General features: G+C 67.9%; 12 protein-coding genes. 10 read left to right on the top strand and 2 right to left on the bottom strand.

All coding sequences use genetic code 11. The features are described 5' to 3' along the window. The first annotated feature begins 21 nt into the window (after positions 1–21). The 4 genes from GobsT_RS25605 to prmC all read left to right on the top strand — a co-directional run bounded on the left by GobsT_RS25605 (position 22) and on the right by prmC (position 5,364). Positions 22–1,032, top strand: a complete 1,011-nt coding sequence (locus GobsT_RS25605) for a hypothetical protein (protein ID WP_029601172.1) — start codon at positions 22–24, stop codon at positions 1,030–1,032. Positions 1,033–1,327: 295 nt separating this feature from the next. Next, complete coding sequence (gene thiC, locus GobsT_RS25600; RefSeq protein ID WP_417936345.1) at positions 1,328–2,695, top strand: phosphomethylpyrimidine synthase ThiC; 1,368 nt, start codon at positions 1,328–1,330, stop codon at positions 2,693–2,695. Between the two features lie 512 nt (positions 2,696–3,207). Beyond that, positions 3,208–4,380 (top strand): hypothetical protein, encoded by a 1,173-nt coding sequence (locus GobsT_RS25595; RefSeq protein WP_109570876.1) that lies wholly within the window; start codon positions 3,208–3,210, stop codon positions 4,378–4,380. A gap of 108 nt (positions 4,381–4,488) precedes the next feature. Continuing rightward, positions 4,489–5,364, top strand: coding sequence for a peptide chain release factor N(5)-glutamine methyltransferase (gene prmC, locus GobsT_RS25590; RefSeq protein WP_010050436.1), 876 nt, complete (start codon positions 4,489–4,491; stop codon positions 5,362–5,364). A 52-nt stretch (positions 5,365–5,416) separates the two neighbouring features. Here prmC and hemP read toward each other — a convergent pair whose 3' ends face one another. Further along, the gene (gene hemP / locus GobsT_RS25585) at positions 5,417–5,593 is read right to left on the bottom strand and encodes a hemin uptake protein HemP (RefSeq protein ID WP_010050439.1); all 177 of its coding nucleotides are present in this window, start codon (positions 5,591–5,593) and stop codon (positions 5,417–5,419) included. Positions 5,594–5,918: 325 nt separating this feature from the next. Between hemP and GobsT_RS25580 the strand changes: the two genes are divergently transcribed. From GobsT_RS25580 to GobsT_RS38965, 5 genes are all read left to right on the top strand, one after another. Next, positions 5,919–7,046 (top strand): DUF1559 domain-containing protein, encoded by a 1,128-nt coding sequence (locus tag GobsT_RS25580; protein ID WP_010050440.1) that lies wholly within the window; start codon positions 5,919–5,921, stop codon positions 7,044–7,046. 17 nt (positions 7,047–7,063) lie between these two features. Continuing rightward, positions 7,064–8,182 (top strand): PepSY domain-containing protein, encoded by a 1,119-nt coding sequence (locus GobsT_RS25575; protein ID WP_010050441.1) that lies wholly within the window; start codon positions 7,064–7,066, stop codon positions 8,180–8,182. A 335-nt stretch (positions 8,183–8,517) separates the two neighbouring features. Next, positions 8,518–9,843 (top strand): outer membrane protein assembly factor BamB family protein, encoded by a 1,326-nt coding sequence (locus GobsT_RS25570; protein ID WP_010052630.1) that lies wholly within the window; start codon positions 8,518–8,520, stop codon positions 9,841–9,843. A 235-nt stretch (positions 9,844–10,078) separates the two neighbouring features. After that, positions 10,079–10,771, top strand: coding sequence for a pirin family protein (locus tag GobsT_RS25565; RefSeq protein WP_010052632.1), 693 nt, complete (start codon positions 10,079–10,081; stop codon positions 10,769–10,771). 224 nt (positions 10,772–10,995) lie between these two features. Beyond that, positions 10,996–12,609: a TIGR02996 domain-containing protein gene (locus tag GobsT_RS38965; protein WP_010040299.1), complete on the top strand. Its 1,614-nt coding sequence runs from the start codon at positions 10,996–10,998 to the stop codon at positions 12,607–12,609. A gap of 8 nt (positions 12,610–12,617) precedes the next feature. Here the strand turns inward: GobsT_RS38965 and GobsT_RS25555 are convergent, their stop codons facing one another. Beyond that, the gene (locus GobsT_RS25555; protein ID WP_010040302.1) at positions 12,618–13,910 is read right to left on the bottom strand and encodes a beta-ketoacyl-[acyl-carrier-protein] synthase family protein; all 1,293 of its coding nucleotides are present in this window, start codon (positions 13,908–13,910) and stop codon (positions 12,618–12,620) included. A 429-nt stretch (positions 13,911–14,339) separates the two neighbouring features. Here GobsT_RS25555 and GobsT_RS25550 point away from each other — a divergent pair, with 429 nt between their 5' ends. Further along, a complete protein-coding gene (locus GobsT_RS25550; protein WP_010040303.1) occupies positions 14,340–16,526 on the top strand; it encodes an NfeD family protein in 2,187 nt (728 codons plus the stop codon). The last annotated feature ends 100 nt before the right edge of the window (positions 16,527–16,626 follow it).

The raw sequence follows: 16,626 nt of genomic DNA, 5'->3' as shown, positions 1-16,626 counted from the left end.
GCAATGGCTTGCGAGGGGCGAATGACTAGCACGCGCTTCCTGCTGACTGGGTTCGTGGTGGCGCTCGGCACCGGACCGGTCGTCGCGCAGCCCCGAACGGCCGGGTTCGGGGACTATTCTTCACTGGTGCCGTCGGTGCGGCCGGTTGCGGCCGCCGAACCGGAGGTCCCGCCTCCGGCCCCGCCCGTCCGCACGCCGGCGGGCGTGACGAGCCTGCAGCAGATGCAGGCGCCACCGGGGGCCGGGCCGGCGGGGTGGTTGGACGGCGAACCGGCGGCGACCCAGCCCGCGTACCCGCCCGGCAGTTACCCCAGCCCGTATTACGTCGACGGCCCGGGGTGCTGCGGCCCGCTCGGCCGCGACGGCCGGATCGGGTACGAGCTGTACAGCTTCACCGGGCTGAACTTCACCATCGGCAACGGCCTCCCGGACCGGCTGAACGCGGTCGGCTGGACGGTCGGCGGCGGGGTCCGCACGCTGTTCTTCGACGCCACCCACACCGCCGCGTGGACGATCGACCTCGGCGGGAGCTACACCTACAACCGCGGCCAGGGGGCGCAGTCGCCGACCAACCTGTTCCTCCGCACCCCGGCGGCCGACCCGAGTCCGAACGACGGGGTCACGGAACTTCAGCCCCAACCGGACCGGCTCGTGCTGAGCGGCATCCGGGGGATCCGCCGGTCCAGCTTCAACTACGCGATCGGTCGCGACGTGTGGCTCCTGGGGAACGGCAGCACCGGCGGGCAGAACGGGACCAACTGGCGGGTCGGCGGGTGGATCGGGGGCCGGTACGGCACCTCCTCCGTGGACGTGAACCCGCTGACCGAGGTCGACGGCTACGCCCGGCGGCAGAACGTGTTCCACGGCATCTTCACCGGCGTCCACACCACCTTCGACATCCCGGTGGGGGCGTGGATCTGGACCAACGGGGTGCGGGTCGAGTACGGCCACGACTGGACCAACCTGGTGCCGCCGATCCAGGGGAACATCCACAACATCAACATCCAGTTCACGACCGGCATCCGCTACTAACGGCCGGCCGGTCAGAGTCGGGGTGTATGGGGGACGCCCCGACGCGACCCCGCGATGCAACGCATCGCGGGGTCGTTCTCATTGAACGGCCGGGGCAAACCGGCTACAACGAACGGCATCGCCGGGGGTGCCCGCGCCGGTTGCGCGGGCTGAGAGCAAACCCTTCGAACTTGGGCGGGTTATGCCGTCCAAGAAGGCGATACTGGGACCGCGGACCGCGGAATCCGGAGCGCAGCATTCGGAGCGAGAGCCCTTCGGGCGTTCCGCTCCGCATCGACGTTACGGCTTCTGTCGTTTGTTCCGCGTTCCGAATTCCGCACCCCGCATGTCTTCCATGACTCAACTGGAATCGGCCCGCAAGGGCATCGTTACGCCCGAGATGGAGTTCGTCGCGAAGCGCGAGGACCTCCACCCGGAACTGGTCCGCTCCGAAGTGGCCCGCGGGCGCATGGTGATCCCGGCGAACGTGGTGCACCTGTCGAAGAAGCTGCAGCCGATGTGCATCGGAGTCGCGGCCAAGTGCAAGATCAACGCGAACATCGGCAACTCGGCCGTCACCGGCAAGGCCGCGGACGAACTGGAGAAGCTCCGCACTGCCGTCGAGCTCGGCTCGGACACCGTGATGGACCTGTCGACCGGCGGGAACATCGACGGCATCCGGCAGGCGATCATCGACGAGAGCCCGGTGCCGATCGGCACCGTCCCGGCGTACCAGATCATTCAACAGGTGAAGGACCCGCGCGACATCACCCCGCGCATGCTCCTGGACATGGTCGAGCACCAGGCCAAGCAGGGCGTCGACTACATGACGATCCACGCCGGGGTGCTGCTGGAGTACGTGGCCCTCACCAGCGACCGGGTGACCGGGATCGTGAGCCGCGGCGGGTCCCTCATGGCGGGGTGGATGGTGGCGCACCACCAGCAGAACCCGTGGTTCACGCACTTCGGCGAGCTGTGCGAGATCATGCGGCGGTACGACGTGACGTTCTCGCTGGGCGACGGGATGCGCCCCGGGTGCCTCGCGGACGCCAACGACAAGGCGCAGTTCGCGGAGCTGAAGACGCTCGGCGACCTGACGCTGAAGGCGTGGGAGATGGGCTGCCAGGTGATGATCGAGGGGCCGGGCCACATCCCGATGCACCTGGTGAAGATGAACATCGAGAAGGAGCGGGAGCTGTGCCACGACGCCCCGTTCTACGTGCTCGGGCCGCTGGTGACCGACATCGCGCCGGGGTACGACCACATCACGAGCGCGATCGGGGCGGCCCTCGCGGCCGAGGCCGGCGCGTCGATGCTGTGCTACGTCACCCCGAAGGAGCACCTCGGGCTGCCGAACAAGGACGACGTGCGCCAGGGCGTGATCGCGTACAAGATCGCGGCGCACGCGGGCGACATCGCCCGCGGCCGGAAGGACGTGCGGCAGCGCGACGACGCGCTCTCGAAGGCCCGGTTCGAGTTCGACTGGAACCGGCAGTTCGAGCTGTCGCTGGACCCGGAGACCGCGCGCCGGATGCACGACGAGACGCTCCCCCAGGACGTGTTCAAGAGCGCCAAGTTCTGCTCGATGTGCGGCCCGAAGTTCTGCTCGATGCGGATCACGCAGGACGTGCGCAAGCTCGCCGCCGACGCGAAGAAGCTGAGCCTCGAACTGGCCATGGTGTGAGAGGCGAGGGCCGCGGGCCGTAGACCGATTCCAGTCGTTTCAGGTTCCAGGTTCCAAGTTCCAAGTCGGAACCCAACTCGTCACAGGCGCCGGCGATTCGTGTCGCTCGTGACTCCACTTGGAACTTGGACCCTGGAACCTGAAACGACTGAAGTCGGCCCGGGCCACGCTCACCCGGTCGAATCGGAGCGCCTACAACTCTGATGTCGCAACGCCGGGTTGCGCTCCGCTCACCCGCGCGGGCGGCGCGGGGCGATCGGTCCGCGGTGGTTGCTCCGCCGCGGGCTTCTCTGTGTGCCGTTTGCCCGGTCGCGCTTCTTGGCACCAAAGAAATTGCTTTGCGTGGCGCCGCCCCGTCGCGCTCTGCGGCACGGCGGCCGTGAAGGCGAAGCCGCTTTCGTTCGCGCCACGCGCTGCCTGTTGAGGCCGCGGAGTGCGGCACTGAAACGACGCGCACGGGCCGGCGTCCGTATGCTGTCTGCGGCCCTCGCGCGCCGTTTCGGGGTGTACAGATGGTGGGTCTTGAGGCTCTGATATTTGTGCCCGCGCTGGTCGGCAGCACACTGTTCGGGTTCTTGTTCTTGCTTTGCGCGGCGAACTACTACCTGTCAGTGCTGGAAGGCACCGCGGCGGGCGCGAAGGAGATCCCCTGGCAGGGCGAGGCGCTCACCGACAACTTCCTCAAAGTGTTCTACCTCGCGTGGCTGATCGGACTCTGGGCCGGACCGGCCTACCTGATCAGCCGGGCGGTCGGGCCGAGCGAACCCTGGCTGAAGTTCGTGGTCCCGCTGCTGGTGATGTGGGCTCTGTACCCGGTGAGCCAGCTCGCTTCGCTGAGCGCATCGACCGCGTGGGTGCCCCTTAACGCGGACGTGTTCGCCCGGTTGGCGCAGAAGCCGGCGGTAACGGCGGGCTTCTTCGTGTTGACGGTGCCCGTGTACGCGGTGTTCGGGGTGGCATTCAAGTGGGCGTTTCTGACCAAAGGTGAGTACCCGCTGCTCTTTGTCGGAATGCCGCTGCTGGCGGTTACGATGCTCCTCTATGCCCGCTTGTTGGGGCGGCTGGCGTTCGCGCTGCTGTTCACAAAAGACCTGCTCCGGCGCCGGAAGAAGAAACCCAAACCGGGGCCGGCGAAACGCGCCCGCGTCAAGGAATCTGAAGAGTCAGTCGCGCTCGCGACTCAGCCGAGTGACCTCCAGCCGATTAACACTCCGGACGGCGAACTGGTGGGGTACAACGTGCTGATCGCGGACGACGATCCGCCGAAGCCGCCGCGCAAGCGTGTGAAAGCGCAAGTGGCCGACGACGACCCTCCGAAACCGCTTGCCCCGCCGCTCCCGCGCGAGCGCGACCCGGCCGATTCCCCGCGCTCGCTTGACCGTGGGGAAAGCCGGACCGATGAGGATGAGGACGCTTTGCCTTACGAGATGAAAGCCGCCGAGGGAAAAGGGCCGGAAAAGGCAACACTGCCGTCAGAGGTCTTAAAGCCGCGCGCGGATGAAGTGGCGCTGCTCGACCGGCGCGATGCGCCGACCGCGCCGAAGCGGGTATGGTCCGGCGAACTGTTCGTGTTTCTGGGGCAACCGGGTACGGTCTCTGCAATTCTCGTGCTGACCGCGATGGGGTTCATGGCCGGAGTGATGGTCCGGGTGGCTCGTGCATTCGATCCGACTGCCGGTGAGTGAATCCGTCGCAGCACAGAACGCGACGGCCGTTCACCAAACCGGTCTGTCACGGCGGCGCGGCATTCGCAATAATGCCCCAACGCCCTCAATCTTGCCGAGAACGGACTCATGCCCCCGCCAACGCCGACCGTTTGGACCGTCCGCGCGCTGCTCGTGTGGACCACGGACTTTCTCAAAACGAAGGGCGTTGAAGCGGCCAAACTCGAAGCGGAACTGCTCCTCGCACACGTCCTGCAAACGGACCGCACCTACCTCACCATGCGGTTCGACGAGGAACCGACCGACGCCGAACGGGCGAAGTACAAGGAACTCATCACGCGACGGTTGGCCGGGTGGCCGGTTGCGTACCTCGTCGGCTCGCGCGGGTTCTATCTCCTCAACTTCGATGTGGACCCGGCCGTCCTGATCCCGCGTTCCGATACCGAAACCCTCGTGGGCGAGGCGCTCAAGCGGCTCAAACCGCTCACGGCTCCTGCCGTCCTCGATATCGGCACCGGTTCGGGGTGCATCGCGGTGAGCCTGGCGCACCAAAAGAAAGATTCACACGTTACCGCGACCGACGTCTCGCCCGACGCCCTTGCGGTGGCCAAGCGCAACGCCATAAAGAACAACGTGGCGGATCGGATGACGTTCCTTCAGGGCGACCTCTTTGCGCCGCTGCCCGCCGGGGTAACGTTCGACCTCGTCGTGAGCAACCCGCCGTACATCGCACAGTCGGAGTTCGCGGAACTGGCACCCGACGTTCGTGACCACGAGCCGCGGGTCGCCCTCGACGGCGGACCGGACGGGCTCGCGTTCTACCGGCGGATCGCTGCGGCCGTCGGCCCGTTCCTCAAACCGGGCGGGTCGCTTCTGCTCGAAATCGGCTGGAAACAGGACGCCGCCGTGCGGGCGCTCATCGCCGAACAGCCGGAACTCGAACTCGGCCCGACGATCAAAGACATGGGGAAGAACCCCCGCGTCGTGACCGCGAAGAAGAAGTGAGAATGACGTTGTCAGCGGTCCGGAAACGCCCCTCTCGCGGACAAGGTCATTCTCACTTCTGCAAAATCAGCTTGCCGCGGCGTGTGATCCGTAACCGGTAGCGCACGCCTTCCAGCTCGATCCACACCTCACGTTTGCCCGCGAACAATTCGTCCGCCTGGATGGTCCGCTCGGACCCGCCCGTCGCAGCAGGTTCGTCGCGGTCATCCTCTGGGTCTTTATCGCTCATCGGTAGCTTCTCACCACTTGGAACTGAGACGCAATTTCACGCGCCACCCCGCACCCACGCCCCGGTCCACCGAACCCGGAGCGTTTCAGTGCGATATTTCCTGCTCGAATGTTGACAGTATCCAATCCGCAGATAATGTAAAGCTGTCCTATTGAGAATTTGTCTCAACAAGGTCGACGCGCCCCAGCCGTCATTATGCGGTTGGGTCGTGTCCGTGAGCTTGCTCAGGCACCGCTCCAGGGACGCGACCGGCCCCCACCAGCCGCACGCTCACCAACCCGCAGTGACGCAGCTCCGCTCTCACTCCCCAAAAGGAGAGGCGCCCATGCGCGCGAAGAAGGGCTTCACGCTGATCGAACTGCTGGTTGTGATCGCGATCATCGCGGTCCTGATCGGCCTGCTGCTCCCGGCGGTGCAAAAGGTCCGCGAAGCGGCGGCCCGGATGAAGTGCGCCAACAACCTCAAGCAACTCGGCCTGGCGGTCCACAACTATCACGATTCGGTGCAGAAGCTGCCGGTGTTCAGCTTCGCCCCGAACGGGCACTCCGAGGGCGGCTCGTACGCGCCGTCGGTTCTGCCGGACGGGATCACCTCGAAGCACTTCAGCGGGTTCCTCCTGATCCTGCCGTACATCGAGCAGGACGCCTACGCCAGCAAGTACGACCGCACCAAGAGCTACAGCGACGCGACCGTCGGCGCCGACGGGGTGACCTCGAACCGGACCCTCACCAGCAACCCGATCCCGACCTACCTCTGCCCCTCGATGCCGGTGCCGCAGAACGCCGGGTACAACTCGTACAGCAGCTACGTCGCGTCCCGGGGGAACTTCAGCTACATGACCGACGGCTCGGGCGCGGTCATCCAGACCGGGACCGGCACGAAGCAGCGCTGGACCGAGGACGACGGGATGTTCGTCTCCGCGTTCGTGCCCCCGCCGGCGACCAACACAACGGCCGCGGGCAGTTTGCGCTACCTCACGTTCGCCAGCGTCACCGACGGGCTGTCGAACACGTTCCTTGCGGGCGAGAAGCACTACACCATTCAGGGCAGCACCTGGGTGAGCGGCACGAACATCCACACCGGCGCGGCGCTGACCGGGCCGTTCACCGGCAACACGAACTACGTGTTCCCGCACCCGGGGGCGGACGCGAACGAGGGCGCCACGCACACGCCGATGAACTTCAAGACGCTGGTCGGCCCCGCGGCCACGTTGAACATGAAAGCCGGCACCGTGACCTGCACGGCCGCGGCCCCCTCGGCGCTCAACACGAACGCGGACAGCGCCTGGTACAAGAACACCGCCCTCGGCGGGTTCCGCAGCAGCCACACCGGCGGCTGCAACTTCGTGTTCGGGGACGGGTCGGTGAAGTTCGTTCGCGAGAGCGTGTCAATGGCCACCTACCGGGCCTTGGGCAGCCGCAACGGCGGCGAAGTGATCGGCAACGACTACTAACTTTCGGAGCGCAAACGATGAGTGTTGCCGAACCGCCCGCGCCCGACGCGGGCGCCGGGTACGACCGCCCGGCCCCGCAGGTCAAGCGCCGCCCGCTGGGCAAGCGGGTGATGCACGTCGTCCGCCGGGCGCACCTGTACCTCGGGCTGTTCCTGCTGCCCTGGGCCGTGCTGTACGGCTTCACCGGGTTCCTGTTCAACCACCCGACCGCGTTCAGCGACGCGCCGTCGGTCTCGTTCGGCGCGACCGAGCTGGCGGGCACGCCGATGGAAGCGCCGCCCAAGCCCGCGGAACTGGCGGCCCAGGTGGTCGCGGCCCTCAACGAGCGCGCGAAAGGCGAGCACGCCTACACCCTCGTTGAACCGGAGAAGGCGAAGTACACACGCGACCTCGCGTTCGCCACGGCGAAGGCCGAGGGGCAGGACGTGAACATCGCCATCGACGTGAACAGCGCCGGCGGCACGGTGCGATCGAGGAACGCGGTAGCGGCGCAGCCCAAGAGCGAAGAGAAGGCCCCGTTCGCCGTCAGCGGCACGAAGGGCGGGCGCGGAGAAAAAGGCGGGGGCGGGCGAGGGGAGAAGGGTGGCGGGCGCGGGGAACGCGGGGAAAAAGGCGGCGGGGGCTCGAAAGGTGAGCCGGCCCCGTCGGCCGCTCCGCCTCAGACCGGTCTTCAGCTCCCGGAACCGCTCCACGAGCGGGTGAAATCGGCAGCGCGCACCGTCCTCGAACGCACCGGGTTCCCGACGGACGAACTCACCGTGACCAGCGTCCCGGATCTGACGTTCCGGATGTCCGAGGGCGAGAAGGTGTGGACCGTCACTTACAACGCCCAGAGCGGCACCGTTAACGGGGCGTCGGCGGGCGCGCCGGCGCCGCCGGAGGAGCTTTCGACCCGCCGGTTCCTCACCCGCCTGCACACGGCACACGGGTTCCCGGGCAGCACGAACGCGCGGTGGTTCTGGGCCGTGATCGTGGACGTGATGGCGTTCGTGATGGTCTTCTGGGGCGTTTCGGGTGTGTTCATGTGGTGGCAACTGAAGGCCACGCGCAAGCTCGGGTTTGCCCTGGTGTTGTTTGGCGCGTGTGTCGCACTCGCGCTCGGGTTCGGAATGCACGACCTGATGACCGCGCGGTGACCTCATTCACTCACAATCCGGTTGGTGCTGTCTGTTTTGGTTTTTGTCTTTGTGGCACAGACATTCCTGTCTGTGCGGCCTTATCGCCCTGCACAGACAGGAATGTCTGTGCCACAAGAAACAGATACCACCAGCCGGGTCGTGAATCAGATCGTGCGGGCTGCTTTTGCGCGTGGCGCGGGGCGATCAGTTTGAGCACCGCGCCTCCGGCATCCACATTTCCGCCTCAGCACTATGCATATGCGTTTAATTTAGTATAACTAAGTTATTCGAGTAGCTTGCACCCTACTGCCGCGCTGCGCAGACCGCAGCGAACCGTTACCCGGAGGGCGCTCATGCGCGCCGCACTCGTACTCACGCTCTCACTCTCGACCGCACTGTCCGCCCCGGCGGCCGACGCTTGGCCCGGCTTCCGTGGCACCGGCGAGTCCGTTGCTAAAGGCGCGTACCCCACCGCGTGGGGTCCCAAAGACGGGCTCGCGTGGACCGCGGACCTGCCCGGCTACGGCCAGTCCTCTCCGGTGGTGTGGGACGGCACCGTCTACCTGACCGCCGTGGAAGGGGACAACCGCGAAAAGGGGTACGTGGTCGCGCTCGACGCCAAGACCGGCAAGGAGAAGTGGCGGCACACCTTCGAGCCCACTCAGAAGGCAAAGTGGAGCTACACCATCAGCCGCGCCGCCCCCACCCCGTGCGTCGACGCGGACGGGGTGTACTGCTTCTTCGAGGGCGGGAACCTGATCGCGCTGACCCACGCCGGCAAGGTGCGCTGGGCGCGCGACCTCGTGAAGGAGTACGGCGAGTTCCAGGGCGGTCACGGGATCGGCAGCTCGCTGGCACAGACCGAAGACGCCGTGTTCGTTCTCATCGACCACCGCGGGCCGTCGTACCTGCTGGCGGTCAAAAAGGTGGACGGCGAAAACAAATGGAAGGTGGGGCGCGAGCAGAAGGGCGGCTGGGCGTCTCCCGTCGTCGCCACCCGGAACGGGAGCCCCGAGGTGATCGCTAGCAGCGCGGGTACGGTGATCGGCTACGCCGCCGACACCGGCAAGGAACTGTGGAAGCTCGACAACGTGGTCGGGAACACGATCCCGTCGGCGTCGGTGATTGGCGACCGGGTGCTGTTCGGCGGCGGCACGAGCCGGTCGAAGGAGGAATCGCCCGCCGGGGCCAAGAGCAACGGGTGCCTGAAATTGGTCTCGAAGGACGGCAAGCCGACGTTTGAACCCGCGTGGGCCGCAAGGGCGGGCGTCTCGAACTACGCCACCCCGCTGGGGTACGAAGGCGTCGCGTACTTCGTGAACCAGGTGGGCGTGGTGTACGCGCACGACCTCGCGACCGGCAAGGAGCTGTTCGCCGAGCGCACCGACGGCGCGTGCTGGGCCTCGCCGGTCGGCGCCGGCGGGCACGTGTACTTCTTCGGCAAGGACGGCACCACCAGCGTGCTGAAGGCCGGCAAGGAGTTCGATCAGATCGCATCGAACAAGCTCTGGGAAACGAAGGCAAAACCGACGCCGGCCGGTGGCAAGAAAGACGCGCCCGGTGACAAGAAGGATGCGCCCGGCGGTGAGTACGGCGACCCGATCGTGTACGGGGTTGCCGCGGCCGACGGCGCGTTCTACATCCGTACCGGCGCGCAACTGTTCAAGGTCACGAAGTAGCCGCCACCGGGCACGTTGTAACTTGCCCGCCGCGCCCGGTGACATCTCCGGTTCGGCACGACGACTGTCGCTATAAACGTCGTGTTGCGCAGGCCGAAGACGGCACCGGGAGTACGGCCCCCCACCCGGGGGGCGCATTGTGCGTGAGTGGCCCGGCACCGGTCTGAAAGTCGCACCTCTGCCCGCGGTATCCCCTGGTGCCCCACCTGACCTCGGGGCGCCACTGGATTCACCAATGCTCACGATTCGTAAAGGGACCGACCGCGGGGTCACACGCTACGGCGGCTGGCTCGACAGCCGGCACACGTTCTCGTTCGGCGAGTACCAGGACCCCAAGCACCACCAGTTCCGCGCGCTGCGGGTCATTAACGACGACCGGGTCGCGCCGGGCGGCGGGTTCCCCACGCACCCGCACCGCGACATGGAGATCCTGACCTGTGTGCTGTCGGGGGCGCTCGAGCACGCCGACAGCATGGGCAACGGCGAAGTGATCCGGGCCAACGAGTGGCAGGCGATGACCGCCGGCACCGGGTTAACGCACAGCGAGTTCAACCCGTCCGACGAGGAGCCCGTCCACCTGCTCCAGATCTGGCTGTTGCCGGACCGCCGCGGGCACAAGCCCGGGTACCAGCAGAAGGTGTTCACCGACACCGACAAGAGCGGGAAATGGGCGCTGGTGGCGTCCCCGGACGGGGCGAACGGCTCGCTGACGATTCACCAGGACGCTCGCGTGTACCAGACCAAGCTGCGCGGGGAGGGCGTCCGTCACGAGTTGGCTGCTGGCCGCGCCGCGTTCGTCCACGTCGCCACCGGGACGGCGACCGTCAACGGCAAGGAACTCGTCGCGGGTGACGCGGTCGCGGTTGAACACGAGCGCGAGGTAACCGTATCGGGTAACGGTGAAGTGCTCCTGTTCGATCTGGCGTAGCGCGTGCCCGGATCCGGTTGCGGTCACACATTGTTTCGACGAGCCCGCGGCGTGAAGGGGCACACGGTGCCCCTTCACGCCGCGGGCTCGTTGAGGTCCGGCCCCACTTCGTAGCCGGCAACTGCAACACGGGACCGGAACGGGTGCGCGGGGCGTCATCGCGTGACAGCGGTGCTCACGGGTGCGAGAATACCCGCGGGCATCACTGAAGTGGGAAGGCACGCATGGCACACCCCGAGGAGGTCGCGCTGTACCGAGCGATCCTGGCGGACCCGCACGAGGACACCGCGCGGCTCGTGTACGCCGATTGGCTCCAAGAGAACGCCGAGCCCGCGCACGCGGACCTCATCCGCACCCAGTGCCGGCTCGCGCGCACGCCCCCGTGGGGCGACGGGTACGCCGCCGACCGCGTTCGGAGCGGCCGGTTGCTCCGCGAACTCGGTACGAGGTGGTGCCGGGCGCCCGGCGCGCCGGGAACGGCCGAAGGGTTCCCGACCGGGTTCTTCGTCCCGAGCCGCGGGCTCGCGGGCGGGGCCACCGCCTTTCTGGACCCGGTGCCCGAAGCGCGCGCCCGGGACTGGTTCGCGCACCGACCGATCGCGTCGGCCCGGTTCTACTTCGACCCGAGCGCGGGGGACCGGCGCTGGCTGCTGACGACCGACGCGCTGCCGGCCCTGCGGACTTTGTGGCTGGAACTCGGCCGGTTCTGCCCCGCGGAACTGCGCCCGGCGATCTACCGCACGCTGGCCGAGACGGCGGCCCGCGCCGACCTCACCCGGTTGGAACTGAACGGGCCGGTCCCGTCCGGCGGGTTGGAGCGCCTGGTCCGGTCCGCGCACCTGCCGCGTCTCGAGGTGCTGTCGCTGACCGGTTCCGATTTCAGTGACGAGCAGGCCTTCGTCCTCGCTCGGAAAACGAACCTGCCCGCGCTGCGCGAGCTTACGCTTTCGGGAGAGAACCTGACGGCGCCGGAGCTGACGCCCGCCGGGGCGGCGGCCCTGGGGCGCGCGGACTGGGTGTCGCGGCTCACCGCCATCCGGCTCGGGGGGCACGCGGCGCTAGGGGGCGACGGGCTGAAGGCGCTCCTCGGCGGCACGCGCCCGGATCTTCGCACGCTCGAGGTGCGAAACTGCCACGGCGCGCACCCGGCGGTGGCCGAACTGGTTGCCGGTCCGGGGGTGCCGGGGCTCCGCGAACTCGCCGTGTCGGGCCAGTGGGCCGCCGCGCACTGGAAGTCCCTGACCGGCGGGCCGCAGGAGCTGCTTTCACTCACGGTGTGGGGGCACCTATCAACCGGGCGACCGGCCAAGGCGTTCTTCGACCGTCCGGCGCTCCGCGACCTGCGGCGGCTGGAGCTGTTTGATGCGGAGCTGGAACCCCCGGCGCTGGGCCGCCTCGTCCAGTCGCCGCTGACGGAATCGCTGCGGTGGCTGACGTTCAAAGCGGGGGATAAGGCTGACGCGATTGGCGTGCTGCTGAGCGGGCGCCCGTGGCCGCACCTGGAGTACCTGCAAATCGACAACACGCTGTCGGCGGAATCGCTACTCGCGCTGATCGCGAGTGACAGGTTCCCACGACTCGTTGGAATCAAGGCGTGGATCGGTGTCGGTGCCGACGGGTTCGTCGAAAGGCTGTCGAAGCTCCCGGCCGCGGCGCGGCTCCGCGAACTGGACCTCGGCCGCGGGCTGGCGCTGACCCCGCGCACGGCGACCGCGCTGGCCGACTCGCCACACCTGGGCGACATCGACCGGTTGTACGTGAGCAGCAGCGGAGCGGCGGCCGGGGCCTACCACCAGCGGCTCGTCGAGCGCTACGGCGCTCGTGTCGAGCTGGTGTAACGCCGCGCTCAGACCGCGGCCATCACCAGCGCGCCGTTCTGGCCGCCGAACCCGAAGCTGGTGGAGAGCCCGTACCGCACCCGCGCCTCGCGCGCCGTGTTCGGGATGTAGTCCAGGTCGCACCCCGGGTCCGGGTTCTTCAGGTTGATCGTCGGCGGGTACACCTGCGTCTTCAGGCTCATCGCGAGCGCCGCCGCTTCGATGGCGCCGCTCGCGCCGATCGAGTGCCCGATCATCGACTTGATCGACGACAACTGTACTTCGCGGGCGTGGTCCCCGAACACCCGCTTCACGGCCGCCGTTTCCATCAGGTCGTTCAGCTTCGTGCTGGTGCCGTGCGCGTTGATGTACCCGACGTCGCGGAAGTCGACTTCCGCTTCCGTCAGCGCGGCCTGGATCGCGCGCGCGCCCCCGCGCCCTTCCGGGTCGGGCTTCGTGACGGAGTAGGCGTCGAAGGTGCTGCCCCAGCCCTTGACCTCGGCGTAGATCGGGGCGTTGCGGGCCTTCGCCCGCTCGTAGTCTTCGAGCACGAGAACCGCGGCGCCCTCGCTGATCACGAACCCGTCGCGGAGCCGGTCGAACGGCCGCGACCGCTCCTCCGGGGCGCGCCCGTTCGACTTGCTCAGCGTCCCCAGCGACGTGTACGCCAGCAGCATCAGCGGGTCGATGCGGCTGTCGGCGCCGCCGCACAGCATCACGTCCGCGTCGCCGCGGGCGATCAGCCGGAACCCCTCCCCAACGGCCTGGGTGCCCGCGACGCACGCGGTCACGACCGTGTTGTTCGGCCCCTGGCAGTTGAACGCCATCGAGATGTGCGCCGCCGCCATGTTCGGCAGGTACTTCAGCAGCCACAGCGGGAACAGCGGCGAGTCCGGCCGGTTCGGGTCCGGGAGCTTCGTCGCGTCGAACTCGCCGTCCTCCTGGCACGCGCGGGCCAGCAGCGGCGCGAGCTCGCCCAGGTCCATGGGCACCAGCCCGGTGCCCATCACCACCCCGAGCCGCTCCGGGTTGATGGCCGCGAGGTCGAGGCCGCTGTCGGCGACGGCCAGGCCCGCGGCGCCGATCCCGAACCGCGCCGCCCGGCCCATCACCTTGACGGACTTGCGGAACTTGTCGGGGATGAACGGCTCGGGATCGAAGTCCAATACCTCACCGGCCACCCCGATCGGGTGGTTGGAGGCGTCGAACGAGCGGATCGGCCCGATCCCGCTGTGCCCGTCCACGCAAGCTTGCCAAAACGCGTCTTTGCCGACCCCGTTCGGAGCCACGACGCCCAAGCCCGAGATTACCACCCTGCGCATGACGCCACCCCAATCGGCCGTTCCCGCCCCCGTCCGTGAGGAGAAACGACACGTCACGCCACCCCGGGTCAGCTCCGAACACGCACCGCCGATCCCGTCCGCACAACCTAACAGCCCATCTTCGCCATCTTCCATAAACCTAATACCACTGTTCTGTTCCCGCAATCCCCGCGCAGACGCGGAATCAAACTATTCATCTCAGACTGCGCATATTAACTCGCTAAACTCGGCACAATCGGTCCGGCGCGGCGGAGAAACGGGCTCTCTGGGCGAATCAGGTAATGTCGGCGTGCGGTTGTGCGAAGGGCGCGCCGCGGTCCCGCGGTTGCGCGGAATGGCGCGAGAACGTTCTTTGGCGTGCTACCGTAGGGGCGTTATAATCTGCCTGGGTGGCGCGCCTTTTACGCGCACCAAAAGGAACGACGAACGATGCGCGCATCTCTGTACCGCTTCACGGGGCTCCGGGCCCTGGCCCTCGTCGGGTTGCTCCTGACCGCCCCCGCGGCGGTCGCCCAGGAGGCGGTTCGTGACGCGATGTTCGTGACGGTCCAGACCCCGATCACCAGCGACACGGTCGCCCGCATCGAGAACCAGGTGGCGGCCCGGGTCAACGAGAAGAACGAGGAGCGCCGGATCTCCACCCTGGTGCTCGACTTCAACCCCGACGGGAAGCCCGCACTCACCCCCAACTTCGGCCCCTGCGCCGACCTGGCCAAGTTCCTCAGCGCCCCGCGGCTGGCCGGCGTGCGGACCGTGGCGTTCGTCCGCGGGACCGTCAGCGGGCACACCGTCCTCCCGGTCATCGCCTGCAAAGAGGTGCTGATGGCGAAGGGCGCGGCCGTCGGGCCGGTGGCCGCGGAAGGGGTGCCGCCGCTCGACGCGTCCGAACAGGTCGCGTACAAGACCCGGTTCAACCGCGACGACCGCTGGCCGGTGGTGCAGAAGATGTTCGACCCGAAGGTGTCGCTGGTGCGCGGCAAGGACGCGAAGACCGGCGCCACCCGCTACGCCGACCGCAACGACGAGGCGTCACTCAAACAGGTGGTCGGGGTCGAGCAAGTAACGAAGGTTCAGGACGGCCAGCTGGCGACCTACCCGACCGACGCCGCGAAGTCCGTGGGGCTGGCCGACGGCACCGCGGAGTCGCGCGCGGAGGTGGCCGAGCTGTACAACCTGCCGCCCGCGGTCATCAACGGCGACCCGCTCGCCGGGCGCGTCCCCGACCCGTACCAGTGGACCCTGACGGGCGACGTGGACGGGGCGATGCGGGAGTCGGTCAACCGGGTCATCCGCGACGTCCGCAAGAAGAAGGGGAACTTCTTGGTGCTGGTGCTGCGGTGCGGCGGCACCGACCTTGATGCCGCCCGCGGGCTGGCGGAGGATCTGGCCGCGGCCCAGACCGGCGAGGACGCGCTCCAGATCGTCGCGTTCGTCCCCGAGGCGGCGCCGGACGCCGCGGCGGTGGTCGCGCTGGGGTGCTCCGAGATCGTGATGACCAAGCCGACGGACGCCGAGGCGCAGGAGGCCGAGTTCGGCAACTTTGAGCAGTACCTGCGGACCGTCAAGCCGTCGACCCGCGCCGCGCAGGCGGAGAGCCTGATGGCCCTGGCCGCCCAGCGCGGCTACTCGCCGGTGCTGATCCAGGGGCTGCTCGACCGCGAGACCGAGGTCGTGCGGGCCAAGGGCAAGGGCAACGACCGCAACAAGACCCGCCTGTTCACGCGGGAGCAGTTCGAGACCGAGAAGAAGGCCGGCGCGTGGGACGAGGACAAGGTCGTCAAGCCGCGGACCGTGCCGCTGAAGCTGACCGCGACGCTCGCGGCCGAGCTGGGGGTGGCCCGGTTCCTGGTGCCGACCACTAACGTGAAGGACGTGTGCGCGCTGTACGGCGTCGGAGAGGCGAAGAGCCCGGACCCGGGCATCCTGGACCGGCTGGCCGAGTTCCTGCGCATCCCGGCGGTGACCATCATCCTGGTGATGATCGGCTTCATCGGGCTCATTCTGGAACTGAAAGTGCCGGGCCTGACGGTCCCCGGGATCGTCGCCGCGCTGTGCTTCATCCTGGTGTTCTGGTCGCAGTCCCGGTTCAGCGGGGAGATGTTCGTCCTGGCGCTGCTGCTGTTCCTGCTCGGGCTGGTGCTGGTCGGGCTGGAGATCTTCGTGCTGCCGGGGTTCGGGGTGTGCGGGATCAGCGGCATCCTCTTCATGCTCGCCGGGCTGGGCGTTGTCACCATCGACCGGGTGCCCCAGAACAGCGCGGAGTGGGTGAACCTGGGCGTGCGGATCTCGACCTACCTCTTCGCGATGATGGGCGCGATGGTGGCGGCGCTGCTGATCGGCCGGTTCCTGCCCCAGGTGCCGTACGCCAACCGGATGATGCTGAGCCCGCCGAGCGATCTGCCCGAGGCCGCCGAAGCGCAACTGCCCGGGGCCAGCGAGGCCGCCGAGCTGATGGGCGCGATCGGGACCACGAGCACCGCCCTGCGCCCGGCCGGGGTGGTGCGGTTCGGGGAGAAGTTCGTCGACGTGGTGTCCGACGGCGGGTTCGTCCCCGGCGGCGCCCGCGTTCAGGTGATCGCCGTCGAGGGCACCCGGATCGTGGTCAAGGAAGTCTGAGAATTCGGAGTGCGGAACTCGGAACGCGGAATAAAACCCAGAACGGGAGTGATTCCGCTCTTACGCATTCCGCGGCTGTTACGGTTTCGCGTTCCGCACT

It is taken from the genome of Gemmata obscuriglobus, assembly GCF_008065095.1.
In the GTDB taxonomy this organism is placed as follows: Bacteria; Planctomycetota; Planctomycetia; order Gemmatales; family Gemmataceae; genus Gemmata; species Gemmata obscuriglobus.
This window is presented reverse-complemented; position numbering and strand designations above follow the sequence as displayed.

Excerpts from the sequence above, each read along its gene's own strand:
- GobsT_RS25605 (WP_029601172.1), top strand. The coding sequence starts at position 22 with ATGACTAGCACGCGCTTCCTGCTGACTGGGTTCGTGGTGGCGCTCGGC.
- GobsT_RS25595 (WP_109570876.1), top strand. The coding sequence starts at position 3,208 with ATGGTGGGTCTTGAGGCTCTGATATTTGTGCCCGCGCTGGTCGGCAGC.
- prmC (WP_010050436.1), top strand. The coding sequence starts at position 4,489 with ATGCCCCCGCCAACGCCGACCGTTTGGACCGTCCGCGCGCTGCTCGTG.
- hemP (WP_010050439.1), bottom strand. The coding sequence starts at position 5,593 with ATGAGCGATAAAGACCCAGAGGATGACCGCGACGAACCTGCTGCGACG.
- GobsT_RS25580 (WP_010050440.1), top strand. The coding sequence starts at position 5,919 with ATGCGCGCGAAGAAGGGCTTCACGCTGATCGAACTGCTGGTTGTGATC.
- GobsT_RS25575 (WP_010050441.1), top strand. The coding sequence starts at position 7,064 with ATGAGTGTTGCCGAACCGCCCGCGCCCGACGCGGGCGCCGGGTACGAC.
- GobsT_RS25570 (WP_010052630.1), top strand. The coding sequence starts at position 8,518 with ATGCGCGCCGCACTCGTACTCACGCTCTCACTCTCGACCGCACTGTCC.
- GobsT_RS25565 (WP_010052632.1), top strand. The coding sequence starts at position 10,079 with ATGCTCACGATTCGTAAAGGGACCGACCGCGGGGTCACACGCTACGGC.
- GobsT_RS38965 (WP_010040299.1), top strand. The coding sequence starts at position 10,996 with ATGGCACACCCCGAGGAGGTCGCGCTGTACCGAGCGATCCTGGCGGAC.
- GobsT_RS25555 (WP_010040302.1), bottom strand. The coding sequence starts at position 13,910 with ATGCGCAGGGTGGTAATCTCGGGCTTGGGCGTCGTGGCTCCGAACGGG.
- GobsT_RS25550 (WP_010040303.1), top strand. The coding sequence starts at position 14,340 with ATGCGCGCATCTCTGTACCGCTTCACGGGGCTCCGGGCCCTGGCCCTC.